This window comes from Streptomyces sp. NPDC048600, from assembly GCF_055587025.1.
In genome coordinates, this window is record NZ_JBVJGZ010000009.1 from 133,850 (window position 1) to 158,844 (window position 24,995).

The window sequence follows — 24,995 nt, forward strand, 5'->3', positions numbered from 1 at the left end:
TCACACTCCCCCGACCGTGAGCGGCTCCGTGAACCGGAAGCGCCCGTTGCGCACTTGATAGAGGTACACGTTCTCGGCGTTGAGCCAACGGCGCTCGTTGAAGGAGTAAGTACCGGCGAGACCTCTGTACTTCGCCTTGCCGAGTGCGTCGCTGAGCGCGTCCCGTGAGGGGCGTCGGACGCCGGGGCCGGCGAGTGCTGTGAGCCGGTCGACGACCAGGCGGACGGCGTCGTACGTCTCCACGGCCCAAGGGCCCGGCCGGGCACGGTAGCGGCGCTGGTAGGCGGCGGCGAAGGCGCGGGCCGCGCGGGCGCCCGGGTCGGAGCAGGACATCACGGCCTGCCAGCCCTCCGCCGCCTCGCCCGCCGCCTCGAGGAACGCCTCCCCCGCCGAACCCGGGTCGAGGAAGCGCGGTGCGGTGAAACGTCTGGCGTGCAGGAACCGGGCCACGTCGGCGGCACGCTGCGGCGTTCCCGAGTAGTAGACGCTGTCGGCACCCCGGCCGAGCAACTCCCTTACGGCAGGGGTGCCGTCGGTGATCGAGACGGGAACGACCTTGTGGGTCACGGACACTTCGGCGATGCCCGCGGGCTGGTGCATCATCTGGGCCGGTTCCCAGCCGCTGATCCGGCCCGCCCGGTCGATGACCATGCCCAGATGCCGCCCGTGCTGTCGCACCAGTGCCAGCACGACACCGAACGCGGTGTAGCTGTTCAGGGGCGCGGCCCGGAAGTAGTGCCGGGGCTGACGCAACTGCGCTGTCGACATGGCGCCGATGGACAGTTCGGACATGGTGACGAGGGGCAGCACGGCGTTCTCGTAGATGTCCACCACGGGTGCGGTCGTCGCGCCGGTCGGGCCGAACACGGCGAACATGTCCCGGTCGCCGGACAGCCGCCGCGCCGCGGCGCGGGCCTTCTTCAGGTCACCGCCGTCGTCCTCGACGCGCAGGACCAGTTCGAAGGGCTTGTCGGCGCGGGCGTTGTGCTCCGCCACGGCGAGCCGGGCCGCCCGTTCCTGTTCGCGTCCCAGGGCCATGCCCGGACCCGACAGGTCGGCCTGGACACCGAGCAGCCACCGCCGTTTCCCGCTCACCCGTCCGGTCGGGGTGTCGTCGTCGCGCAGCAGGGCCCAGGCGCCACCGCCGGCGCCCGCGGCGAGCAGGGCACCGCCCGCCGCCCAGACCATCACGCGCCGGCGGCCGGGACCGGGCGGCGCGGCGGCCGTGCGGGGCGTTCCGGCCTCGGTGTCCTGCACGCCCGGCAGCGCCAGCAGTCCGGCGGCACGGTCGGCGATCATCCGGACCACGGTGTCGGGCAGCCAGTCGATGTCGGTGCCCGTCATGCCGTCCCCGAGCGCGGCGGCGGCCTCGGCGGCCGAGGGGCGTGCTCCGGGATCCTTGGCCAGGCAGCGTTCCAGGAGGGCACGCAGCGGGTCGTCGGTGATGCCGTGCAGATCGGGTGCGTCGTGGACGGTGCGATAGAGCAGGGCCGCGCTGTCTCCGAGGCCGAACGGCGGCCGGCCGGTGGCGGCGTACGTGAGGACACAGCCGAGGGAGAAGAGGTCGCTCGCGGGAGTGATCCACTGCCCGCGCGCCTGCTCGGGCGACCAGAAGCCCGGGGAGCCGACGACCAGCCCGGTCGCCGTCAACGCGGTCCGCTCGTCCATGGCACGGGCGATGCCGAAGTCGATCAGGCGCGGGCCGTCCAGGGCCAGCAGGACGTTGCCCGGCTTGACGTCACGGTGCACCAGGCCGGCGCCGTGCACCGCGTCCAGGGCCCGCGCCAGTACGGAGCCCAGGAACCGCACGGCGCGCGGGGGAAGCGCACCGCAGGTGGCCACCGCCTCGGCGAGCGAGGGCCCGGGGACGAAGGCCGATGCCAGCCAGGGTGCCGGGGCGTCCGGGTCGGCGGCGAGGACCCGGGCCACCCATGGCCCGTCCACGCCGCGGGCGGCGGCCACCTCGCGCGCGAACCGGGCGCGGAACTCGGGCTGTTGGGCGTACTCCGGCTGGATCACCTTGACCGCGGCCAGCTCTCCGGCCGGAGTGCGGGCCAGGTACACCACACCCATCCCGCCCGCTCCGAGCCGCCCGAGCAGCCGGTTCCCGCCCAGGTGCGAGGGGTCCGAGGGCAGCAGGCGCTCCATCACATGCCCTCCGTCGCGGGGGTGGCGGTCGTGTCCCCGGCGGCTCCCGGCACCGCCCATCCGGCCGGGTCCGCCTTCGCGCCCGTCCCGTCCACGGGCCGTCCGATCTGCTTATCCGCCCGCAGCAGCATCCGTGGCACCGGGCCGTTCACCTCGGTCAGGAGCCCTTGTGCGTCCCAGCCCTCGCCGGCGCAGGCGGACATCGACACCACGACCGGCCCGAAGGTGGCCTGCTGGTACTGATACGGGTAGGGACCGCCCTCGCCGGCGCTCGAACACGTACCGATCTCGAAGAGGGAGTCCTCCGCGAAGCTGTTGCCGCCCTCGCCCCAGACCGAGGCGTTGGAGAACAGGTTCGACAGCTTCCTGCCCTCGCTCAGGGTCTGTTCGGAGCAGCCCAGTGCCTCTTCCAGCATTCCGGCCTGCTCCCAGGCCGCGTCCGCGGTCGCCGGGTGCACGGTGACGGTGACGGTCATCCGCACCGCGCCCTTGCCCTCGGCCGCGGGCCGGACGAAGTGCCGGGTGAGGGTGGCGAGCACCCGTTCGGGCAGCGGTTCGCGCTGCCAGACGCAGTTCTCGTCGAGCACCGACCAGGTGTCGGGATCGCTCTCGTAGGGCGAGTCCCGCCGCGCCTCGGAGCCGAACAGCTCAGGGCCGGCGATCACCTGGCCGATCAGCCGCCCGGCCGCGGCCTTCGTCCGCGGCACCTTCGCCGGATCGGCCTCCACCGTCGGCGCGGGGGCGGGCGCCGGTCCGTCCGCCTCTCCGCTGCTCTGCGTAGCGGCGGGCCTTCCCGCGACCCCGGACTCCCCCGTCCCGCCGCCCTTGGATTCCCTGTCGGCGCTCTCCCCCTCGGCCGTACAGCCCGATGCCAGCATCACCGCCGACACCACCGCCCCCACCGCGCACCGAAGTCTCCCCGACGCGTGCCTCATCCGCTCCGCCCCTCGCGGTCCGTACCCCCCGCGCATGCCCGGCCTGGCCGCCTACGGCATGCAACGCTGTGATCAGCATGCACTGTTACGGTTCGCCGGGGTTGTGCGGTTCCGGAAATCGGCGGGGTCGCTGCCGGCGCCACTATGATGCAGCGGTGTTCGATTCCCGGCACGTCAGGACCTTCCACGAAGTCGTGCGGACCGGCTCGTACTCGGCGGCCGCGCGTGCTCTCGGGTACACCCAGCCGGCGATCACCCAGCAGATGAAGGCGCTGGAACGGGACGTCGGGATGGCGTTGTTCGTGCGGGTGGGCCGAGGGGTGCGGCTCACCGAGGCCGGTGAAACGCTGGCGCGGCACGCGGGCGACATACTCGGTTCGCTGTCGGCGGCACGGGAGCAGATGAACGCCCTGGCCCAGCTGCACGCGGGCCGGGTCCGTGTCTGCGCTTTCCCCAGCGCCAACTCCACCCTGCTGCCCGAGGCCCTGGCCCGGCTCGCGGCCGCCCACCCGGGCATACGGGTCGATCTGCTGGAGAACGAGCCGCCGGAGAGCCTTCGCCGTCTGGTGCAGGGCGAGTGCGACATCTCCCTGGCGTTCACCTATCCGGGCATGCACGAACACGTCCCGGAGGAACTGGTCGAGACTCCGCTTCTGGAGGACCAGTTGACCGTGCTGCTGCCCAGCGGGCACCGGCTCGCGCGGAGAAGGGTCGTCAGGCTCACCGACCTGGCAGGGGAACGCTGGATCGCCGGCTGTCCGCGCTGCCGGGCCAATCTGCTGCACGAGTGCGCGGAGGCGGGCTTCGTACCCGACATCGCCTTCACCACGGACGACAATCTTGCGGTGCAGAGCCTGGTGGCGGAAGGGCTCGGCGTCGCCATGGTTCCCGCGCTGATGCTGACCTTCATGCACCGCGCGAAGGTGGCCGGCCGGCCGCTCCAGCCCGCTTCCCGGCGCAAGGTCTCGGCCTACGTCCTGCGGGAGCATCTGCGCATCCCCGCCACGGCCCTCGTCCTCCAGGAGCTGAAGACCGTGGCCGCAGGGAAGACGGGCTGCTGACCGCTCAACCCATAAGCGCTGCTTGGGATATGCCAAGAAACTGTCGTTGGACGTGATAGCGCAACGGTCCGACGCTCTTGTGTATGACTCCTGCCTCGACCACCGTCCCGGGTGCCTTCACCGCGGCCCGCACCACCGAACGTCTCGAAGCGCTGCTCTCCGGCTTACGAGAGGACGTCGGCCGCGGCCTCCCGCCCGACCTCACCGCCCACCTCGTCGGCGAACGCCTCGCGCCCCACCTCGGCGCGCCCGACCTGCTCACCGACGAGCAGCGGCAGAGCGATCCGACCCGCTACCGGCAGCATCTGCTGCACGCCGAGCACGACGGCAGCTTCTCCGTCGTCGCCCTCGTCTGGCTGCCCGGCCAGGCCACCGACATCCACGACCACGTGTCCTGGTGCACCACGGGGGTGCACCAGGGTCAGGAACGCGAGCGGCGCTACCGGCTCCTCCCGGCGGCCGACGGCACCGCCAGGCTCGTCGCCACCGCCGAAGTGGTCAACGAGCAGGGCGAGTTCTGCGGCTTCGCCCCTCCCGGGGACATCCACCGGGTCTGGAACCCCGGCCCCTCGACGGCGATATCCCTCCACGTCTACGGCGCCGACATCTCCCGCCTCGGCAGCAGCGTACGGCGGGTCTACCAACTGCCCACCGACTGCTGATGGCCCTCCTCCGGGACCGGCCCACGCAGCGCAGCGGGGTGCGCGAAGCCCCGTCCCTGCGCCCCGGACTCCTGCTCGCGGCGTTCGGCCTCGCCCTCGCCGTCGCCGTCCACCGGCTTCTGCCCGCCGTACCCATGCTCACGGCGGCCGTGGTGCTCGGAGTCCTCGCCGCGCATCTGCCCGTCCTGCGCGGGACGGTGCGGGGGTCCGGCCGCCCGGGACTGTCCTGTGCGGGCAGGCGGCTGATGCGTGCAGGCATCGTCCTGCTCGGGCTGCAACTCGGTCTCGACGACGTGGCCGGGCTCGGCTGGGCGACGGTCGTCATGACGGTCGTCGTCGTCATGGCCACCCTGTCCGGCACCTGGTGGCTGGCCCGACGGCTGGGCCTGCCCGGTGACCAGCCCCTGCTCATCGCCGCCGGGTACGCCATCTGCGGCGCCTCCGCCATAGGCGCCGTCGGCGAGGCTCGGGGCAGCGACGAACGGGACGCCGCCACCTCGGTGGCCCTGGTCACCCTCTGCGGCACCCTCGCCATCGCCGTACTACCCCTGCTCCACGGGCCGTTGGGGCTCGGCGACGCCGAGTTCGGGCGCTGGGTCGGCGCGAGTGTGCACGACGTCGGCCAGGTCGTCGCCACCGCGCAGACGGCCGGTGACGCGGCCCTCGGCCAGGCGGTACTGGTGAAGCTGATGCGGGTCGCGCTGCTCGCGCCCCTCGTCGCCGCCGTCGCGCTCTCCGCGCGCCGCCGCAGCCGTGACGCGGGCGGACCGGGCGGAGCGAACGGGTCGGGCCGGAAGCGGGCTCCGCTCGTACCGCTCTTCGTCGTCGGCTTTCTCGCCGCGGTGACCCTGCGCAGCACCGGGCTGCTGCCCGGCGAAGTCCTGGAGGGGGCTCACACCGGGCAGGAACTCCTGCTGGCCGCGGCCCTGTTCGGGCTCGGAAGCGCGGTCGACCTCCCCTCCCTCGCGCGCACGGGCGCGCGCACGGCACTGCTGGGCCTCTGCGCCTGGCTGGTCGTGGCGGGGGTCTCGTACGCCGGGGTTCTGCTGGTCACGGGGTGAGGCGGCTGTGAAGGGCCGCACCGCTCCCGCGTGAACCGTCGGCGTACGAGGGCTCCCGCCCGGGGCTGTCTTCCGGATCGTGTCGGCGACCGGACGCCGGGCCCTAGACGTGCGCCTCCCCGTGCTCCCAGGTCGCCTGCACCAGCGCCTGTTCGGTGCCTGCCAGATAGACCGCCGCGGCCAGCCACACCTGGGCGTAGCGGTCCGGGTCGGCCTCGGCGGTGCGGCCGAAGACGTCTCGGGTGCGGCGGTCCGCCTCCGCGGTGAGCGCGGCCGACAGGTCCGCCGCCGCCCGGAATCCGCCGCGCCGCAGCGCCGCCCCGCTCCCGGCCCTGTCACCGTCTCGCGCGGGCTCCGCGACGGCCCGGCGGCCTCCCGACACCGCGACCTCGACCAGCCGCCGCAGCCGCCACAGCGGGGCCTGGGCGAGGGGGTCCGGCGGGACCCCGACGACTCCGCCCGTGAGCGGCAGCACCTCGGGCGGGGGGAAATGCGCGCCCTGGATGCGGTCGTAGCCCAGGTCGGCGTGGCCATCCCACTCCGCGGGCAGCCGCAGGGTCTCCTCGGTGTCCGGCACGGGGCCCACCGCGAGCGGCCGCAGCGTCGCCGCACGGTCGGGGTCCAGCCGGCCGATCACCCGCAGCCGCAGGCCCGGCCGGGACGCCAGCCGGCGGAAGTTGGCCGTGTGGGCCAGGTCCGGGTGGCCGTTGGCGGGAGCCAGCCGGATCAGCGGGCCGTCCTCCTCCGCCCGGCCCGCGGTCAATTCCCGGGCCAGCAGGTGTTCCCCCGCGGCACCGACGAGGACCACGTCGCAGCCGATCAGTTCGTCGGCCGTCTGCCCGGCCCGCTCCGGGTCGGTTCCCGCTCTCGCCGCGAGCCGCGCCGCCACCGCCTCGGCCAGGGGACGGGCGAACAGCGCGGCGAGTGCACCCTGCGTCCAGGGCAGACCCACGACCGGAGTCGCGCGCACGCCCTTGCCGGCCCCGAGGCGGCCGTCCGGGGAGAGCGTCGCACCCGAGATCAGCAGCCCGCCACGGGAGAGCTGGGCATGGTCGAGGGCGCCCGAGCCGAGCGCCACGCTCGCCGTGCCCGCACCCCGGGCCCGCGCCGGACCGCCGGGCTTGACGTCGGCCACCGAGAACCAGCGCCCGTCCTCGGACACGAGATGCGTGACGACACCGCCGTACCCGGTCGCCGCGATCACCGGCTCCCGGCACACGCCGTGCACCCGCAGCCCGCCGCCGGGACGGTAGGCGCGGCGGGCTGTACCGACCAGCCCCGGGTCCGGGTCCCGGGCCGCCAACCGGGCGGTGGTGAGCAGCAGTTCGCTCACATTGGCCACCAGGTCGGCCAGCCGGTGCCCACTGTGCCGGGCACGGGCCGCCCGCAGCCCCCGTACCACCCGCAGGGCGGCGGCCTCGGCGCGGTGCAGTCCGGCCAGCCGGGCGGTGTGCGCCGCGCGCAGCAGTTCGGCCTGCGGGACGGCGCCCGCGGCGGGCACCCCGGCGGCGAGTACGGCCGCCGCGGCCGCCCACAGCGCGGTCGCGGCGGCGACCTGGGCGGGGGTCGGGCCGGTCGGTGCCGGGGGCTCGTCCGGTGTGCCGTCCCCTGTGGGCGCCACGGCCTCGGCACCCGCCGGTGTCCCGGTCTCCCGCACGGTGTCCGCGGGGGCAGGTGCCGGTTCGGCGACGGCGTCCGCGTCGGCGACCGGGCAGGCGCCGAGCACCGCGGCGCGGTGCAGGCAGCGGGGCGCAAGCAGACAGCTGCACACCGCCTGCCCGGCGTCCGTGACCGCCCCCGTGGGGCCGGGCGTCAGGGCGACCTCGGCGTCCTCACCGCACTTGATGCGCAGCACGCCGTCGGCGGCCTCGACGGGCAGGGCCGCGTACGACTCGATCGCGGCGTCCAGCTTCTTGCGCAGCCGTGCGGTCAGAGACTCGACGGCGGCGGCGACCACGTCGGCTGTCACCGGGGGCAGTCCGGCGTTCCTCTGGTCGGTGTTCATCGGTTCTCTCCGCGGAGGCGGTCGCCCACCCAGCGGGCGAGGGCGAGGGGACTGAGGGCGGCGACGGGCATCCCGGCCGCGACGAGCTGCTGGGCGACGGGCACCGAATAGCGCGGGTTGCCGGTGTCGTCCAGCGCGGCACAGCCCATCAGGTGCACTCCGGAGGAGGCCAGCGACCGCACCTCGCCGAGGAGCCCGCCGAGCGCGTAGCCCTCCTCGAAGTCGCTCACCACCACCACGATCGTCCTGCTGGGCACGGTCACCAGGGAACGGGCGTGCGCCAGCCCCGCCGCGATGTGGGTGCCGCCGCCGACCCGTACCTCCAGCAGGAGCGACAGCGGGTCGTCCACCCGGTCGGTCAGGTCGATCACGTCCGTCGAGAACGCGAGGAAGTGCGTGGACAGGGTGGGTACTCCGCCCAGTACGGCCGCGGTCAGCGCCGACCAGACGACCGAGGCCTCCATCGACCCGGACACGTCGACCACCAGGATGAGCCGCCAGTCCGCCTCCTTGCGCGAACGCGTGCTGAACACCGGCTTCTCCGGCACCACCATGGTCCGGCCGTCGGCGGTGCGGCGCGTGGTCGCGAGATTGGCGCGCAGGGTGCGCGGCAGGTCGAGCCTGCCACCCGGGCGGCGGGTCGGACGCGGGGTGGCCAGGCCGGTCAGCGCCGGACGCATCCGGGTCGCCAGCTCCTTCGCCAGCTCGTCGACCAGTCGGCGCACCAGCGGTCGCAGCTTGACCAGCTGCTGCTCGGGCATGCCTCCGGCCAGGGACAGCACCGAGGTCAGCAGGTCGACCGAGGGGCGCACCGAGGCAGGGTCCAGCTCGGCCAGCACATCGGTACGGCCCTGATCCGCGGCGCGTGCCAGCACCTCCTCACGGACCTCCGCGCCGAACAGCGCGTCCAGTTCCTCGGCCCACTCGCGGGCCGAGGGGAAGGCCGCCTCCTGGCCGCCGCCCGCGCCTCCTTCCCGGCCGAGGTCAGCGGCGCCCTCGCCCCGCCCGGTGCCGTACAGCTCGTCCAGCGCGTGTGCGTAGCGGCGGGCGCCCGAGGGCAGCTTCTCGCTCTCCCGGCCGAGCAGCAGGCGCCAGCGGTCGGTGGGGGAAAGGTGGGGTGCGGGGGTGGTGTCGCCTCCGGATGCGGTCGTGGTGCCGCCTCCGGATGCGGTCGTGGTGCCGCCTCCGGGTGCGGTCGTGGTGCCGCCTCCGGGTGCGGAGTCTGGCTCGGGTACGGCCTCGGGCTCGGGTGTGGGCTCGGCGGCCTCGGGGTCGGGTTCGGCGGCCTCGGGCGTGGCGGCAGCCGGGGGAGCCTGGGGCGATGCCTGTGGGGCGGCGGTGTCGGTGCTCCCGGCCGGGTTCGCCTCCGTGCCCGTCGGCAGTCCCAGGGAGGTCACCGCCGCGAGGCCCGCCGCGTCGGCCGCCGTCCACAGCGCGAGGAGCCGGGGCGAGGCGCCGAGGGAGAGGTCCAGGCGGTCGCCGAGGCGTTCCGTCACGGTGCCCAGCAGACGGTCGCGCCCGGCCGGGCTCAGCGTGTCGAAGCCGCCGCGCAGCGCGGGCAACCGGTCCAGGAACCCCTGGTCGGTGAGCCCTTCGATGCGGTTGAGCAGCGAGTCCAGAGCGGTCGGCGCCGACTGGAGCAGCGGTGCCGCGCCGCTGAGCAGTCCGGTGAGCCGGCGGGCCAGCGCGAGCCGCCCCTCCGGGTCGGTGGCCGTGTCGATCCAGCCGGCGGTGCGCGCGCCCAGCTCTCCGGCATCGTCGAGATCCAGCAGGACCCGGGCGGCCAGCGCGGCGCCCTGGACCAGCGGGGACCCGGTACGTGCGAGGGTGCCCAGAGCGTCGTCCATCCGCAGCCCGAGCCGGTGGTCACCGGCCCGTGAGGCGAGGGCGATCAGCGCGGCGGCCTCCTCCGCCTCGTCACTTCCCGCGAGTCCGGGCAGCGAACGGACCGCGGTCTCCAGCAGGTCGGCGGCGAGTGTCGCGGCCGCCTCCCGGCCCCCGGCGGTGGTGCCGGGCAGATGTCCGCGGCACAGCGCGTCCAGCAGGTCGAGCGCCTCGAGGAGTTCGGGAAGCGTCGCGGAGGCGGGGAGGACGGCGGCGGCGCCGGCCAGCCGCTCGGCGACCAGCGCGGGCAGGTCGCAGCGGGCCGCGGCACGCAGCGCGGCGAGCACGAGAGCGCAAGTGGGCCCGCCGTCCGCCGAGTCCCGTCGGAAGGACTCCCGCAGCGTTCCCTCGGCGGCCAGGGCGGCTGTCACGCCCCGGATCCCGGCCAGGTCGAGCCGCACGGGGACCGCGGGGGTCCACGCCAGCCGCCAACGGGTGGTGAGCGCCGTGCCGTCGCCCGTGCCTGTCACCTCCTGGGCCTCGCCGTAGCCCGCTCCGCACACCGCGAGCCGCTGGAGCAGGATCTCCCGGCGGCCGTCCAGGGCGGAGCGGAAGGGGTCGAGCCGCAGCTCCCGCGGGGCGGGGTCGTCCGGGCCCGGCAGCTTCAGCGCGGCCAGCTCCGCCTCCACGGACGGACCGAGTCCCGAGCGGGGAGTGCCCGGCGCGATGCGGCCCCGCTCGGTGCCGACCAGGACCACCTCGAGCGCCCGTGCCAGGGCACGGCCGCGGCCGAGAGGCTCGCCCTGGCCCATCACGGTCGTCAGCGCCTCGAGTACCTCGCTCCGCCCGGGGGCGGCGAGACCGCGCACACTCGCCAGGTCGCTGGCCATCCGCAGGGTCTCGGCGGCCTCGCCGGTGCCCGCCGTGTGCCCGGCGGCCCGGAGCTCCCGGCACACGTCGGTGATCACCCGGGCGGCCGCGCCGTGCAGCACCTCGGGATCACCGGCGGCCGTGAACACCGCCTGCTGCCAGCGCGGGTCACGGATGCCCGCGGGGTAGCCGGACCGGGAGTCGAGCAGGTCGAAGGAGTACGGCACGAGCGAGGTGACGACCGACGGCTGCTCCCCGACGGCGGCCGCACCGGCCGAGAGCACACCGACCGCGGTCGACGGCCCGTCGCCCGCCCCCGGCGCCCGCACCGCGCCCGCCGCATCCGGCCCGTCCGTCGTGTTCGCTCCGGCCGTCAGGGCCGGTGCGTGGAACGAGCCGACGACGGCCGCGACGCGGCGCCCGCCCGTCGAGGCGTGGGCGATCGTCGCGCGCATGTGGGTCTCCCGGGCCAGGTCCAGGGACGGCACCGTGCCCGACGACTCCGCGTCACGGCGCAGCGCCCAGCCCACGCCGAGCGCGGCCCGCCTGATCGCCTCCGGCGGACAGCCGGGTGCGAGCACCTCCACGCAGCGGTCCCACAGGTCGTCGCCGTCCCGCCCGCTGCCCGCGGCGGTGAGCGCGTCGGCGAAGGCGGTGGGCGAGAGGGCGGGCGGGGCGTCGGCGAGCGCGGTACGGGTGTCCCCTGCCGGGGCGGTGCCGTCGCCGCCGTGCCAGGCCGGATCCGCCATCGGCAGATCGCAGCACACGACCTCGGCCCCCCGCTCGCGCGCCCAGCGGACCGCGGCGAGTTCGGGCGAGAAGTCGGCGAACGGGTAGAAGCCGAGCCGCCCGCCCTCGCCCGCCCCGGCCAGCGCCACCGGCGCCAGGGTGCCCGGGGCGGACAGATGGACGAGCCACGGCTGGAAGTCGGCGGGCAGCTCCACGCAGACGACCTCGGCGCCGGCCGCGTCCAGCAGGGCGGGTACCGCCGCGGCGAGCGCCGGGCTGTGGTGCCGTACCCCCAGCAGATACGGCGTCGAGCAGCCGGCGAGTGCCTCGACGGCGTCCCGCGGGTCCTGAGCGAGTGTCACCGGAGGTTCTCCCGCAGGTCCCACAGACGGCGCCAGGTCGCCGAGCCGTCCTCGGCACGGCGGCGCACCGGACCGTCCCAGTAACCGAGCAGCCGCGCGTGGTCGGCCGGGTCGTCCTTGCGGACCACACCGAGAAGGTGTCCGGGCACCAGGTCGAGGGCGTCGCCGCCCGGCAGGTACGCGGTGGCCACCCCGAGCGAGGTGGCTACCTGCACGGCCTCGGCCGTCGACATCACCGTGCCCGGGCGCTCCACGTCCCAGCCCTCGGTGGAACGGCCGGCCCGCAGATCACGGAAGACGGTGACCAGGACGTCGAGCACGGCGTCGTCCACCCCGAAGGCCGCGCCCGCCCGCTCGACGGCCGCGGTGGCCTGCCGCCGCACCAGCGCGGTCTCGGCGTCGACGTCGGCGATCGGGTGCACGGTCTCGAAGTTGAACCGGCGCTTGAGGGCCGCGGACATCTCCGACACACCGCGGTCGCGGAGGTTGGCCGTGGCGATGACGGTGAACCCGGGGGCGGCCGCCACCTGGGCGTCGTCGGTGCCCGACAGCTCGGGCACGCTGATCCGGCGGTCGGACAGGATCGACACCAGGGCGTCCTGCACCTCGGGCAGACAGCGCGTGATCTCCTCGACCCGGGCGACGCGGCCGGTGCGCATGGCGCTGAGCACCGGCGAGTCGACCAGCGCCTGCGGGGTCGGGCCCTGGGCGAGGAGCAGCGCGTAGTTCCAGCCGTAGCGCATGGCGTCCTCGGTGGTGCCCGCGGTGCCCTGCACGGTGAGCGCGCTGGTACCGCAGACGGCGGCCGACAGCAGCTCGGAGAGCATCGACTTGGCGGTGCCGGGCTCGCCGACGAGCAGCAGGCCACGCTCACCGGCGAGGGTGACCACGCACCGTTCCACGAGGGCGCGTTCGCCGACGAACTTGGGGGCGATCACCAGCTTGTCGGGCAGTGTCTCGTGCGGCTTGGGCAGCTTCAGCGCCTCACCGCCGCTGCCGCATACGAAGGTGATCACCGCTCGCGGGGTGAGCCGCCAGCCGGGCGGGCGGGGCCCCTCGTCGTGGGCGGCGAGGAAGGCGAGTTCGGTGGCGTGACGCTCCTCGGCGGGCAGGGTCTGCCGGGCCGGAAGGGCCGTCGCCGTGTCGGTCGAAGGCATTCAAGTTCCTTGCTGGGTAGGTCGGTCTGTCGTGCTCAGGATGATGGGGACGGTGAGTGGGTGTGGTGCCGGGGTGGCCAGCGGTGTGCCGGGGCAGGCCGGGACGCCGGTGTGACCCGGCGCCCCCGCGCCCGCCGCCCGCGGCTCAGCGCCGCCGCCCCCGGCGCACCTTCAGCTCCTCGAACCGGGGCGTGTCGCCGTCCTGGATCCGCTGCCAGGCTCTGCGGTACAGGTCGGCAGCCGGTTCGGCCGGTACGACCACCCCGAACGACGTGTGCTCGCCGTCCATCAGGTCGCCGTACAGCGGCAGTTTCCACGGCTCCAGCGGCACGCGCGGCGCGCCGAGGTCGGTCCAGCCGCCGGGCAGGAACAGCGAGCGTCCGGCCCGGGTGCGGCTGGCCTCCACCACCAGGTCGGTGGCGGCCAGTTCGGCGCGGGCTGCCTTGAGCCGGGCCGGCTTCCATCCGGTCCACCGCGCCGTCATCCGGTCGGTGGGGTCGGGCATGGCGAGCAGCATCAGGTACACCGTGGCGGCGTCCTCGCCGATGCCGTACTCCTTGGCGGCCTGGGTGACCAGGTCGGGCACGGAGCGGCTCGGGTCCTGCGGCCACCAGGTGCCGTCCTTGTCCCGGTCGCCCGCGAGGGGCTCGCCCGGGTCGGCGAGGAGGGCGGCGAAGCGCGTGGACCGGGTCAGGCGCAGCGCCACCTCGGCCGCGTAGGGCCGCTGGTGCTCGACGCGCAGGGCGGGCAGATACGGGTCCTGGCCCGCCTCGTCGAGCAGGTCGACGCGCAGGCCCGGAGCGGGCTGGTCGTCGTGGGTGGCGAGGATGACGGCGCCGTACCGCTCGTAGCCCTGGCCCGTCTCGGTCGGGGTGCCCGCGGTCTTCCGGAACGCGGGGAGGCTGATGTACTCCCCGAGGTCGAGGACGAGACCGGGGTGGGCCAGCCGCTCGCGGACGGTGGTGAGGGCCGAGGGCAGTGCCGCGCGGGCCGGGTCACCGGCCGGGAGCCGGTGGGCGAGCCAGGCGGCGAGACCGACCGACCCGATCAGCGTGTCCGCCGTGAACCCGACCGGGTTCTCCCCTACGGGGCGGACGCGGTCGCCGTCCACCGCCCACTCCAGGTCCTGGGTGAGGCGCGGCTCTCCGGCCGGGTGCAGCAGGGCCGGGAGCGCCTTGCGCACCTCCCACCCGGCGTGCTTGACGGCGCGCAGCGCGTCGCTGAGCAGTTCCTCGGGGACTGCGGTCCGTCGGCCGACCCGGGCGTTCCAGACCTCGGCCGCGGCCGCCACGTCGGGTCCCTCGGTCCACAGGCGGGCCGGGTCGTCGGGCAGCAGTGCGGCCACCACGGCGGCCCGGATGTCGCCGTTCACACCACGCAGTTCGTCCTTGGCGACGGCGGCCGGCGCGACCTTGACCCCGATGAGGGTGCGTGCCTCCGTGGTCAGGAACGTCCGCTCGTACTCGTCGACCCGGGGAAGGCCGGCCACGATCAGCCGGGCCATGGTCTCGGTGACTCCGGTGAGCCGGGCGAACTCCTCGGCCGCCGCCGGGAACCACGGCGCCGGGCCGCGGGCGGCCAGCTCGGCGAGGAGCGTCACGGTCCGGCCCGCCTCGACGGACTCGCCGAGCGGCGCCGACTCCACGAGCGTGTACGGGTCCGGTGCGGCGAACCGCCCGGCCGGGTCGTGGAAGAGTCCGGTGAACACGCCACCGTCGTCGTCCAGGGAGCGGCGTCCCGTGAAGGCGACGAACGCCCCGCCGCCCAGCGGGAGCACTCCGTTCCACGTGCCCTCGCGCCAGTCGCCCGACGGGGTGCGCAGCGGGCCGGCAGGCAGTCGCATGACCACCTTGCGCCAGTGCTCAGAACCGGGCGCCCCGGTCAGGCCGAGGGTGTCGAACCGGGCGAGCAGGAGGCTCAGCACCTCGCGCTGCTCCTCGGTGGTGGTGCCGGCCGCCGCTCGGAACGCCAGGGCCGTCACGCGGTCCAGCAGCGTGTCCAGGTCCGGCTGTCCGCTGGGCAGTGCGGGTCCGTCGAGGTGCAGTTGCACGGTCCGCTCCGCGGGCACGGCGGTCTCGTCGAGTCCGGCGGCGCGGGTCAGTACGCGCAGGGCGCGGAAGACGGTGTCGTCCTCGTCGTCTCGGCCCCACCAATAGCTGCGCTGGGCTCCGAGACCGCTGGCCGCGTCCTGGATCACCGCGTCGGCCGGACCGGCCGGGCCCTCCTGCACCAGGTCGCCGTCGAGCGCCCGGGTCAGCCGGTCGGCCGCCGCGTCCAGGACGGCCTGCTGTCCGGCCGCGTACCGCACCACTCCGGCGATGCCCGCGACGAGCGCGTCGTCGCTGACGGAGAGCAGCGTGCGGACGGCGAGCGGCAGCGCCTTCTCGTCCTCCCGCGCGGCCGCCACCAGCAGGGCCGCCGCGGTGTCCCGGTCGATCCGGCGCAGTGCCTCGGAGCCCTCCGGGTCACGGGGAGTCATGCACTCCCAGTACTGCACGGGCGGCAGCAGCAGCGTGCCCTGGCCGAAGACACCCGGGGTACGGTCGGTCTTGGCCACCGAGGTGACGACGCCGTCCGGGTCGATCAGTTCGAGCTGCCAGCCGCTGCGGACGACGGCGCTGGGCCGGTCGGCGCCCGGGAACATCACGAGCGCGGCAGGGCTGCCCGCCTCCGAGGGCAGGGTGATCGTGTGCCCGGCGAGGTTCTCGGCGCGGAAGGAGCCGTCGAGAAGCCGCACCACGCGCAACCCGATCAGCCCGTCCACGGGTGCGCAGGCCGGGGCCGGTGCCGCCGTCGGCGAGGGACGCAGCCGTCCGCCGACGAACTCGCTGCCCCCGGGGGCGTCCCGCAGGGCGTCCGCCAGGAACGCGGGCCGGCTCGGCCGGCCGGTCTCCCCAGTGGCCGGGTCGTACTCGCACCAGCCGCGCTCCGCCTCGTCCTCGGCGGCACGCCACACCCAGTACCCGACGCCGTCGGAGAGGATGCCGACCTCCTCCGGCAGGGTGGTGTCCCCGGCGTGCAGGACGCCGGCGCCGGTGGTGCGGCCGCCGCCGGGCAGGGGAAGGGTGATCGGCAGGTCGCCCTTGTACCAGTCCATCTCGGTGCCCCGGGTGGAGCGCGGCCCTTGCAGGGTCTGGGGCTGGTCGGGGCGGGAGTGCCAGTAGCCGCGCAGGCCGTCGCCGCGGTTGTTCCAGTAGACGAGCAGTTCGCCGTCGACGTGGTGGAAGCCGGGGTCGCCCCAGCTGTCGTTCGCGGGGATCCGCAGATCGTGGGTGAGGACGGTGCCCTCGGCGCCGATCACCCGGGCCTGGGCGGCGCCCGCCACGATGAGGTGCGGCCAGGCGTCGGCGACGATCAGGTCCTCGACGTCGTTCTTCGGGACCAGCGCGGACGCCGCGTCCTCCCAGGCGGGCCAGCCCAGTTCGTCGAAGAGTCCGGCCTTCAGCGTGCGTGCCAGGACCGGGGAGAGGTCGGTGGCGACGGCCGCGCGCACCTCGTCCTCGGCGAGCGCCAGCGCCTCGGCGGGCAGCCACTTCAGGCGGCTCAGCGCGTCGGGCAGCTGAGGCAGGCCGACGGCGGTGAACCGGCGGACCACCCCGCGCACCCAGTCCGCGAGCAGCGGGCGACCGCCCGGCGACACCGCCAGCAGGCGGATCGCGCGCAGCGTCTGGTCGTTGTCCCCGAACTCCTCGGCACCGCGCAGGAACGCCTCGTGGAAACGGGGGTCGGCGCCCAGCGACACCAGGTCACGGTGTCCCTCGCCCGGTGCCCACTGCACCAGCATCAGGCGGTGGCGCTTCTCCGGGGCGGCCACCGGCACGTCGAGGGAGAGCAGCAGGTCGATCAGGTCGATGTCGTGCTCGACGCTCAGCCCGCGCCCGGCGGACGCAAGTTCGGCCCGCAGATGGTCCGCCATCCGCTCCACGAGGGGGTACAGCTCGGTCATCCGGGTGGAGCCGCGCCAGGACCGCACCCGCTCGCGGAACGCCAGGAACCGCTCCAGCCAGCCGGCCGCGCCGTCCCGGGGGCGCTCCTCCCCGGGCAGCGACGTGTCCCACAGCCCGGCCACGGCACCGGACGTCTCCAGGACGGCCAGCCACATCGCGGGCATCTCGTCGTCGTGGCAGGACGGGATCATGTCCAGCAGCGCGCCGCGCATCCGCGGCTGCCGCGCGGCCAGTGCCACGAGGGCCGCCCGGTGGCCCTTCCACCAGCCCGCCGCCGCACGCAGTGTGGCCGGCAGAACGAGCAGCTCGGCCAGATACTCCTGCTCCGTCAGTTCCGCGTCCCGGCCGGCGGCGCGGGCCAGCCTGCGCAGGTCGTTCGCCATCTGGGCGGACGGCGGGAGGCCGCCTGCCGTGCGGCGCAGACACAGCCGGGTGAAGCGCTCGAGCGCCTCGTCGGCCGGTACGCGCGCGGCCAGTTCCCTCGCGTACGCCGACAGCACCTTCACCGGGAGCGCCCCCGCCAGGGCGAACTCCAGGAAGACGGCGTCCAGCCGCTCCTCCTCGACCACCAGGCCGTGCTCCGCCTCCGCCTTACGGGCGCGGGTGAACAGCTGAGCCGCGTAGGTGGCGTTCTCCTCGCCCAGGAACACCCGCCCGGCCTGCTCGTAGAACGTGGGCAGGAAGTGCGGCACCGAGGCCGCCAAGCGGGTGCCGAGGTCGAGGTAGGCGTCCAGGGCCGCCTTCGGCTTGGACTTCGCCTGCCGGGCCGCCCGCTCCAGGTCCGGCATGACGCCCAGCGCGTGATGGCCGTCCTGCGGGTGGTGCACCAGCACCCATTCCGGGAAGCCCAGCGACTGGCGCTGGGCGAGGCCCACCACGGCCGGGTCCACGTACTGGACGAGCCCGAGGTAGCCGGCGGCCAGGTCCTCCGCCGCGCCCAGCTCCTCGGCGACCAGCCGCACCACCACCCTGTCCTCCAGCCCCGGGTGACGGTAGGTCCGCGTGGTCAGCGGCACCGCCTGCTCCCCGGCCCCCTCCGTGTCCGGAGGCAGGACCCCGCCCGCCGTCAACAGCCCCTCGTACGACACCTCGGTCCCCCCGCTCATGCGTCCTTGCCCTCCTCGATCACACGGCCGGCGTACAGCGCCGCGCCCATCCGCATCCCCTCCGACCAGGCCACCGGGCCCACCTCACGCAGTGGCAGGGCCCGGCCGTCCTGGTCCTGCCAGGTGAGGCTCCCCGTCTCCACCTCGTCGTCCCAGTACGGCTCCCCGATCCACACCGAGGCCTCGACGGTCCGCCCGCCGTCCCGCACACGGGCGGTGGCGTACCCGCCGGAGACGCGGTAGCCGAGCGAGGACGCGCGCGCGGCGAGGGCGAAACGGGAGCGGAACGTGCCCCCGGTGAAGTCGCGCACCTCGGTGGCCTTGGCGTCGAGGTCGTCCGGCCGCCGCCAGGTCGCGCGGTGGATCTGCTCGACGCCCTGGACTATCCCGAGCTCCGCCGCGAACTCGCGTACGTCGTCGAGGTCCGGGAGCAGCACCGGGTGCGGCAGCGTCACCGTACGCGGGGAGAGCCGGACCGTCTCACCGTCCAGGTTCACGATCCGCAGTTCGCCGGACTCGGTGGCGCCGCGCAGGAAGCCGACCTCGTCCGGGTCGTCGCCGACCACCGCGAGGTCGCGCAGCGCGGACTGCCACGCCTCGTCCGGCCAGACCCGGGCCAGCAGGCCGGTGGGCACGGGCAGGGACGACACCATCCAGGCGTCGACCTGGGCGACGCACCCGGCCGCGTGCCGGTCCAGCCACTCGGCGAACCGCCGCAGCCGCTCCACCTCCGGGTGGTCCTTCAGCGCGCGCGGCAGTGTTTTCAACTGCCGCCCCGCAGCCCTGCCCGAGGTGGCGCGTGCCGCCACCCGCCCCTCCACCAGGGCGACCTCATACCCGTCACCCGCCGACAGCCAACCCACGAGCCACAGCCTTCCGCGTCAAGAGCACAAGAAGAAAGCACAGTTCAGCCGAGGGAATTTCGGCCCCAGTGCGACGATGTGGGAAACGCTAGCGCCGCCCACTGACAATCGACTCCCGACCCCCGAATTCCCGCCGCCCCGCCGCCTCTCGGCCCACGCGCAGGGGAGGCGCTCCCCTCCGCAAAACGCCGAGGCTCCCACCGCGACAGCCCCTCGAACCGTGATGTCGTCCCCGCCGTTCGGCCCGCGCCAGTCAGCGGATCCCAGCGGGCAGTCAGCCGCGCGCCGGACGGCGGGTCGTGGCGACGGATCGCATGAGCAGCCCTTCCGCCAGGTACGTCATCTCCACAGAAGTGCCGGTCAGACCGCCGTCACCCAGCTCTGCCGCCGTCACCCGTGCTTCGCCCAGCGACAGACCGCGAATCTCGCGCAAGGCTCTCATCACAGTGACGCGACTGGGCTGCTGGGTCTCCAGCCGAAGCCGGACGGCCCCGTGCTCGAGCAGCAGTGCCCGCCTGATGGCCTCGGGTGCGGGACCGGTACCCGTCTCACACCATGCCTCGGGACATGTTTCACAACGGCCTTCGACGCCCCAGCACAGTCGACCCCGGTCGATGAACTGACCGACGTCACGGGTCAGCACTCCACCACAGGCCGGACACGGCGAGGTGACCTTCACTCCCTGAGTGACGCTGGTCATCCGACTGCCTCCCGGCGTTGCCGACCAGCAGATCCTGCCGCAACCCCTGGCGTTCCGGCAACGGAAGTCAGGCGCCGGGCAAACGGGCAGGCGCAGGCCAGGCACAGCGGTACAAGTACCGGACCGGCCGGTCTGCCTCAAGAGCTCGGGGAGCGTGGGCCGGCCTGCGACCTCGCCGCCTCCCGCAAGGACCTGGAACGGAGCGGCCCCCTTCACCTGCACGCGAAAAGGCGACGAGGGCAGGATTCGAACCTGCGTCCACCCGGGATCAGAGCCGGGCGCTCCACCGCAGAGCTTCCTCGTCGCCGCTGTGATCATCGCCGGGTCCGCCTCGCGGGACAACTGATTTACTGCCCCTGCGGCTGCCCCTGCCCCAGGCGGTGACAGGCGACGGTCACAACCACTCCTGCGCGGCGGCCCGTTGCCCCTTTCCGGGGAAGACCCCCGCCGAGCGGAGCGCGCTGGCCATGAGGGGGTCGGCCACGGCGACCCCGTGCACCAGCTCCGGCGTCCGCCGGAACTCCTCGGCCGCGGCCGCCGGTCTGGGCGCGGTCCAGGCACCGGCCACCGGGTCCACCCGATGCCGGGCGCAGACGGCGGCGACCAGCGAGCGCGGGCACTCCTTCTCACCCCGCAGGACTTCCCACGGCAGCGGAAGCTCCGCCCAGACATAGGTGTCCGGGTGCAGCCCGCCGCCGCTCATCCGGTGCCAGTACGCGACGTCGGCGGCCATCAGGCGGGGCACCTTGCCCGGGCAGACCCGGTCCAGGACGTCGTCCTGCCCCAACTCGGCGAGCAGGGAGAACCAATGGGCTCGCGCCGTGTTCCAGGCCTGCGCCGCCTGGTTCCACGTCGACGAGTCGTCGCCGCGGCGCACGATCATCGTGTCGCGCTCCAGGGGATGCCGGTTCCAGGCGTCCTCCAGCAGGTCCGCGACCCGACGCAGGAAGTGGTTCCACCGGACCAGCAGCTGTGTGAGGTCCTGGTCGGACACATGAGCCAGCACGTCGGCCTTGGGATACACATGGGCGACCGCGAACCAGTACGTCCGGTCGGGAGCGTCCCGCAAGCGCTGCAGCAAGGCCTCGGCGACCTCGTCGAACGCCTGCCGCTGCCGGCCGTTGGTGAAGACACTGCGCATGTAGCCGCGTGCCGTGAAGTAGGCGATGAAGGCGGCGGTGTCCGGGTCCGCGGCGAACAACTCGTAGGGCAGGGTGTGAGCAAGTGCGCCCTTGCCGGTCAGCGTCACTTCGCGGCGCTGTCGCTCATGAAGGAGCCGGGCCAGTTTGGCCTCCATCCGGCGCAGCAGCCTGAAGCGCTTGTTGTACTGACGTTTCGAGATCGCGCCGAGGCCCGCCTCCGCGCGCTCGTCACGGTCGAGGCGGTCCCTGCCGAAGTCGTTCTGCCCGTACGACCGACCGATCTCGTCACCTGCGCGCCGGATCACCGCCTCGATCCGGACGGGATCGTCCCCGGCGCCCTCCGGCAGCTCCGGGACGCCGGTGAACAGGGCGGCCGCACGTGTCAACTGGCGCTGCGCGCCGACGGGGCGGGCGAACTCCTCCCGCATGGACGTGTAGCCGTGCCAGAGCGTGCGCAGCGAGTGCTCGGCGGCCTTGGCGAGCGCCGTCTCGGTCCCGGTGTCGAGTTCGGTGCCCTGCGCGATGTGGAGGTCCTGGATGAGGCGCGCCACGTCCTCCGGACGCTTGCGCAGGGTGAGTGTCGCGTGCAGTTCACGGAGCAGTTGTTCGACAACAGGTGACGCCATGAGCGTCACCTTGTCATCAGCCCGACCAGGGCACCACTGGATATCCGTCCGCCCAGGGGCCGCGCGGCTCGCCCGGCTCAGCGAGCCACCGCTGCCTCCTGTCCGCGGCGCCGGTCTCGTCTCGCGGTACGGCGCTCTGCCGCCAGATCCGGTGCCAGTACGGGTACGGCGGCCAGCAGTGCGCGTGTGTAGGGATGGGCCGGGGCGTCGTACACCTGGTCGACGGGGCCTTGTTCGACCACTTCGCCGCGACGCATCACCGCGACCCGGTCGCTGACCTGGCGGACGACGGCCAGGTCATGGGCGATAAACAGCAGTGCCAGGCCCAGTTCGCGTCGGAGTTCGGCGAGGAGTTCGATGATCTGCGCCTGAGTGGTGACATCGAGGGCGGACACCGGCTCGTCGCACACCAGCAGACGGGGGCCGGGCGCGAGTGCCCGGGCGATGCCCACGCGCTGGCGCTGTCCGCCGGAGAACTCGTGCGGGTAGCGATGGTAGGCGTCGGGGTCGAGTCCCACGCGGGCGAGGAGGTCACGGACTCTGGCGCGGATCTCGGCGTCCGGCAGTTCACCGGCTGCCCGCAGCGGGTCGGCGACCGACTCACCGATGCTGCGGCGGGGGTTGAGAGAGGACCCCGGGTCCTGGAACACCATCTGGACATCCCGTCGGACGCGGACACGCGCGTCGCCACGGTGTCTGATCATGCCCTGGGTGGGTGCGAGCAGGCCGACGACCATCCGGCCCAGCGTCGTCTTCCCCGATCCGGACTCGCCCACGATGCCCAGGGCTTCGCCCTCGCGGAGGGTCAGGTCGACCCCGTCGACCGCGGCTCGGGCTCTACGCCCTGTGCCGAACTCTTTTCTCAGCGCGGTCACTTCGAGCAAGGGGGCATTCGCCGACGCCGACGTACGCGCGGGTTGAGCGGCAGCGGACACCTCGCGCTCAAGCCTGGGCACCGCCGCCAACAGCGCACCCGTGTAAGCCTCCTGAGGCGCGGTGAGTACGGAACTCACCGGACCGCGCTCGACCACGCGCCCGTCTCTCATCACCAACACCTCGTCCACGTTGCCCGCGGCCACGCCCAGGTCGTGCGTGACGAGGACCAGGCCCAGCCCGTCCTCCGTGCGGAGTTCGTGGAGCAGGTCCAGGATCTGGGCCTGCACCGTGACGTCCAGGGCGGTCGTGGGTTCGTCGGCGACGAGCAGCCGGGGCTCGCAGGCCAGCGCCATCGCGATCAGCGCCCGCTGCCGCATGCCGCCGCTGAACTCGTGCGGCCGGGAGCGGGCACGTCGTGCGGCGTCGGGTATCCCCACACGGTCCAGCACCTGCACCGCCCGCGCGCGGGCGGCACGACGGGAGACACCGCGCCGATGCACGCGGTACACCTCGGCGATCTGGTCGCCGATCGCGTAGTACGGGTCGAGGGAGGACAACGGGTCCTGGAAGACCATGGCCGCGAGGCCGCCGCGCAGCCGCCGAAGGTCCTGCTCATCGGCGGTCCGGACGTCGACGTCGGCGACGCGCACCGAGCCGGAGACCTCCGCCCCGGTGTCACGGTGCAGCCCCAACAGGGCTGCGGCCACTGTGGACTTGCCCGACCCGGACTCCCCGACGATGCCTAGTGCGCGGCCCGCCGCCAGCTCGAACGACAGCCCGTCCACGGCCCGTACGGTCCGTCCCTCCCCCACCGGAAAGTCGACGGTCAGGCCTGATACGGCAACCAGACTCACGTCAGTGCCACCCTTCGGTCGGCGAGTGCGTAGAGCAGATCGGCGACGACGTTCGCGAGGACGACGGCCGTGCCGATGACGAGGACGACGCCGACGACCACGGGCAGGTCGACGTCCCGGATGCTGTCGATGAGGGTCTTGCCGAGCCCGGGGATGCCGAACAGGGACTCGGTGAGCACGGCCCCGCCCAGCATCGTGCCCAGGTCGAGGGCGCTGAGCGCGACCACGGGCGGTACGGCGCCGCGCAGGGCGTGCCGGGTGACGACGGACCGTTCGGGCACGCCGTAGGCGCGGAAGGTGCGGATGTGGTCCTCGGCGAGGGTCTCCAGCGTCGAAGAGCGGGTCAGGCGGGCGTACTTGGCACTCTCGAAGAGGCCGAGGGTGAGCCAGGGCAGCAGCATGTTCCAGGCCCACTGCTCGGGGTCGTCGGTCAGCGGGACGTAGGACGGGAACGGCAGCCACTGGAGATAGGCACAGACCGCCATGAGCAGCAGCAGGCCGAGGATGAACACGGGCATGCCGGTGCCGGCGAGGGTGAGCAGGGTCAGCGCCCGCTCCAGCACACTGCCGCGGCGCACCGCCGACAGCAGGCCGGTGCCGACACCGATGAGCAGGGCGAGGGCCATCGAACCGAAGGCGAGGGACGCGGTGGCGGGCAGCCGCTCCAGGACGAGCTGGGTGACTTCCTGGTCGGTCTGGTACGACAGTCCCAGGCACGGGGCGTCGCAGTGCTGGACGCCGGTGCCGGTGGAGAAGTCGCGCCCGGCGAACAGGCCCTGCAGGAAATGGCCGTACTGGGCGAGCACCGAGTGGTCGAGGCCGAGGCGTTCCCGCACCTGCTCGACCTGGGCCGGGCTGCACCGCTCACCGCAGGCGATCCGGGCGGCGTCGCCGGGGACGACGTAGAAGAGCGCGTAGACCACGACGGACAGGGCGAGGATCACCAGCACGGCCGCCGCGAGTCGCTTGAGCAGATACCGGGTCACGATGCCTTCTCCTCCTTGCGCGAGGTACGGATCCCGCGCGTGGTACGGATCTTGCGCGTGGTACGGATCCTGCGCGGAGTACGGATCCTGCGCACGGCACCGGCTCTGGCTCTGCCGCGGGTACCGCCCCTCAGCCGGCCGGCCTCGCGGGGGTCGAGCGCTGTGCGCAGCGCCTCGCCGAGCACGGTGAACGCGAGCACGGTGACGAGCAGCAGACCGGCCGGGAGCAGCACGTACGCGGGGTCGGCGCGGAACCAGGTCTGCGCGTTCGACAGCATCTGTCCCCAGGACGGTGTCGGTGGCTGCACTCCGATGCCGAGGAACGACAGTGAGGCCTCGGCGACGATGTTCGACGGCAGCAGGATGGACGCGTAGGTGACGACGGGTGCGGCCAGCGACGGCAGCAGCTCACGCCGCGCCACCCGCCAGGTGCCCGAGCCCCCGAGCCGTGCGGCCGAGACGAAGTCCAGCTTGCGCAGGGTCAGGGTCTGGGCGCGCACGACCCGCGAGGTCCCGCCCCAGCCGAGCAGTCCGAGGACCAGGATCAGCAGCAGCGGCCGGGGGAAGTCTGCCGGGACGACGGCCGTCAGGGCGATGGCGATGACCAGGGTGGGCAGTGACACCATCACGTCGGTGACGCGGCCGAGCAGGCTGTCCGCCAGTCGGCTTCCCAGTCCTGCGGCGAGTCCGACCGCGATGCCGACGGCGAGTTGCAGCGCGGTGGCCCCGGTGGCCACGAGCAGCGAGACGCGGGCCCCGTGGAGCAGCCGGACGAACAGGTCGCGCCCCGTGCCGGGTTCGACGCCGAGCCAGTGCTCGGCGCCGACTCCGCCGAACGATCCATACGGCACGCCGCCTCGGGCGGAGTCGACGAGGTCGTCGTGGAAGGCGTTCACGGACTGGCCTTCCAGGGCCGCGAGGAGCGGCGCGGCGAGGGCCAGCATGATCAGCAGTCCGAGCACGGTGGCCGCGACGATCGCGGAGCGCCGGGTCCGCAGTCGCTGCCAGACGGCGGTGGCGGCGGGGCCGGGGACCGCCTCGGTGGTGGCGGCCCCCGTGGTGAACAGTGCCTCGGCCATGG

General features: G+C 74.0%; 15 protein-coding genes and 1 tRNA gene. 3 read left to right on the forward strand and 13 right to left on the reverse strand.

What is annotated here, in order from left to right; translation table 11 throughout:
* Window positions 1–2,148, reverse strand: coding sequence for a bifunctional serine/threonine-protein kinase/ABC transporter substrate-binding protein (locus ACZ6SQ_RS15115; RefSeq protein ID WP_469561286.1), 2,148 nt, complete (start codon window positions 2,146–2,148; stop codon window positions 1–3).
* Window positions 2,148–3,029: a hypothetical protein gene (locus ACZ6SQ_RS15120; protein WP_469561291.1), complete on the reverse strand. Its 882-nt coding sequence runs from the start codon at window positions 3,027–3,029 to the stop codon at window positions 2,148–2,150. The genes ACZ6SQ_RS15115 and ACZ6SQ_RS15120 overlap by 1 nt, the downstream gene beginning before the upstream one ends.
* A 209-nt stretch (window positions 3,030–3,238) precedes the next feature.
* On the opposite strand from ACZ6SQ_RS15120, the gene ACZ6SQ_RS15125 reads away from it, so the two are divergent.
* From ACZ6SQ_RS15125 to ACZ6SQ_RS15135, 3 genes are all read left to right on the forward strand, one after another.
* Entirely contained in the window at window positions 3,239–4,144 is a 906-nt protein-coding gene (locus ACZ6SQ_RS15125; RefSeq protein WP_469561294.1) for a LysR family transcriptional regulator, read from the forward strand.
* Window positions 4,145–4,227: 83 nt separating this feature from the next.
* A complete protein-coding gene (locus ACZ6SQ_RS15130; RefSeq protein WP_469561297.1) occupies window positions 4,228–4,806 on the forward strand; it encodes a cysteine dioxygenase family protein in 579 nt (192 codons plus the stop codon).
* The gene (locus tag ACZ6SQ_RS15135; RefSeq protein ID WP_469561300.1) at window positions 4,806–5,867 is read left to right on the forward strand and encodes a YeiH family protein; all 1,062 of its coding nucleotides are present in this window, start codon (window positions 4,806–4,808) and stop codon (window positions 5,865–5,867) included. The genes ACZ6SQ_RS15130 and ACZ6SQ_RS15135 overlap by 1 nt, the downstream gene beginning before the upstream one ends.
* Before the next feature lie 103 nt (window positions 5,868–5,970).
* Here the strand turns inward: ACZ6SQ_RS15135 and ACZ6SQ_RS15140 are convergent, their stop codons facing one another.
* The 11 genes from ACZ6SQ_RS15140 to ACZ6SQ_RS15190 all read right to left on the reverse strand — a co-directional run bounded on the left by ACZ6SQ_RS15140 (window position 5,971) and on the right by ACZ6SQ_RS15190 (window position 24,993).
* Complete coding sequence (locus ACZ6SQ_RS15140) at window positions 5,971–7,872, reverse strand: hypothetical protein (protein ID WP_469561303.1); 1,902 nt, start codon at window positions 7,870–7,872, stop codon at window positions 5,971–5,973.
* Window positions 7,869–11,657, reverse strand: a complete 3,789-nt coding sequence (locus tag ACZ6SQ_RS15145) for a vWA domain-containing protein (protein ID WP_469561306.1) — start codon at window positions 11,655–11,657, stop codon at window positions 7,869–7,871. The genes ACZ6SQ_RS15140 and ACZ6SQ_RS15145 overlap by 4 nt, the downstream gene beginning before the upstream one ends.
* Window positions 11,654–12,814, reverse strand: a complete 1,161-nt coding sequence (locus tag ACZ6SQ_RS15150; protein WP_469561308.1) for an ATP-binding protein — start codon at window positions 12,812–12,814, stop codon at window positions 11,654–11,656. Before ACZ6SQ_RS15150 ends, ACZ6SQ_RS15145 begins: the two co-directional genes overlap by 4 nt.
* Window positions 12,815–12,959: 145 nt before the next feature.
* Window positions 12,960–17,867 carry a DNA-binding protein gene (locus tag ACZ6SQ_RS15155; RefSeq protein WP_469561312.1) on the reverse strand — a complete coding sequence of 1,636 codons (4,908 nt, stop codon included), beginning with the start codon at window positions 17,865–17,867 and terminating at the stop codon, window positions 12,960–12,962.
* The gene (locus ACZ6SQ_RS15160) at window positions 17,864–18,730 is read right to left on the reverse strand and encodes a DUF4132 domain-containing protein (RefSeq protein WP_469561315.1); all 867 of its coding nucleotides are present in this window, start codon (window positions 18,728–18,730) and stop codon (window positions 17,864–17,866) included. The genes ACZ6SQ_RS15155 and ACZ6SQ_RS15160 overlap by 4 nt, the downstream gene beginning before the upstream one ends.
* A gap of 274 nt (window positions 18,731–19,004) precedes the next feature.
* A complete protein-coding gene (locus ACZ6SQ_RS15165) occupies window positions 19,005–19,430 on the reverse strand; it encodes a hypothetical protein (protein ID WP_469561318.1) in 426 nt (141 codons plus the stop codon).
* A 231-nt stretch (window positions 19,431–19,661) separates the two neighbouring features.
* Window positions 19,662–19,734, reverse strand: a tRNA-Gln gene (locus ACZ6SQ_RS15170).
* 90 nt (window positions 19,735–19,824) lie between these two features.
* Window positions 19,825–21,198 carry a hypothetical protein gene (locus tag ACZ6SQ_RS15175; protein ID WP_469561321.1) on the reverse strand — a complete coding sequence of 458 codons (1,374 nt, stop codon included), beginning with the start codon at window positions 21,196–21,198 and terminating at the stop codon, window positions 19,825–19,827.
* A gap of 77 nt (window positions 21,199–21,275) precedes the next feature.
* On the reverse strand, window positions 21,276–22,928 hold the full coding sequence (locus ACZ6SQ_RS15180; protein ID WP_469561325.1) for a dipeptide ABC transporter ATP-binding protein: 1,653 nt from the start codon (window positions 22,926–22,928) through the stop codon (window positions 21,276–21,278).
* Window positions 22,925–23,914: an ABC transporter permease gene (locus ACZ6SQ_RS15185; RefSeq protein ID WP_469561328.1), complete on the reverse strand. Its 990-nt coding sequence runs from the start codon at window positions 23,912–23,914 to the stop codon at window positions 22,925–22,927. The genes ACZ6SQ_RS15180 and ACZ6SQ_RS15185 overlap by 4 nt, the downstream gene beginning before the upstream one ends.
* The gene (locus tag ACZ6SQ_RS15190; protein WP_469561331.1) at window positions 23,911–24,993 is read right to left on the reverse strand and encodes an ABC transporter permease; all 1,083 of its coding nucleotides are present in this window, start codon (window positions 24,991–24,993) and stop codon (window positions 23,911–23,913) included. Before ACZ6SQ_RS15190 ends, ACZ6SQ_RS15185 begins: the two co-directional genes overlap by 4 nt.
* Window positions 24,994–24,995 lie beyond the last annotated feature (2 nt).

What these genes read in the sequence shown, in the direction of transcription:
- ACZ6SQ_RS15115 (WP_469561286.1), bottom strand. Translation starts at nt 2,148, where the DNA reads ATGGAGCGCCTGCTGCCCTCGGACCCCTCGCACCTGGGCGGGAACCGG.
- ACZ6SQ_RS15130 (WP_469561297.1), top strand. Translation starts at nt 4,228, where the DNA reads ATGACTCCTGCCTCGACCACCGTCCCGGGTGCCTTCACCGCGGCCCGC.
- ACZ6SQ_RS15135 (WP_469561300.1), top strand. Translation starts at nt 4,806, where the DNA reads ATGGCCCTCCTCCGGGACCGGCCCACGCAGCGCAGCGGGGTGCGCGAA.
- ACZ6SQ_RS15140 (WP_469561303.1), bottom strand. Translation starts at nt 7,872, where the DNA reads ATGAACACCGACCAGAGGAACGCCGGACTGCCCCCGGTGACAGCCGAC.
- ACZ6SQ_RS15150 (WP_469561308.1), bottom strand. Translation starts at nt 12,814, where the DNA reads ATGCCTTCGACCGACACGGCGACGGCCCTTCCGGCCCGGCAGACCCTG.
- ACZ6SQ_RS15155 (WP_469561312.1), bottom strand. Translation starts at nt 17,867, where the DNA reads ATGAGCGGGGGGACCGAGGTGTCGTACGAGGGGCTGTTGACGGCGGGC.
- ACZ6SQ_RS15165 (WP_469561318.1), bottom strand. Translation starts at nt 19,430, where the DNA reads ATGACCAGCGTCACTCAGGGAGTGAAGGTCACCTCGCCGTGTCCGGCC.
- ACZ6SQ_RS15175 (WP_469561321.1), bottom strand. Translation starts at nt 21,198, where the DNA reads ATGGCGTCACCTGTTGTCGAACAACTGCTCCGTGAACTGCACGCGACA.
- ACZ6SQ_RS15190 (WP_469561331.1), bottom strand. Translation starts at nt 24,993, where the DNA reads ATGGCCGAGGCACTGTTCACCACGGGGGCCGCCACCACCGAGGCGGTC.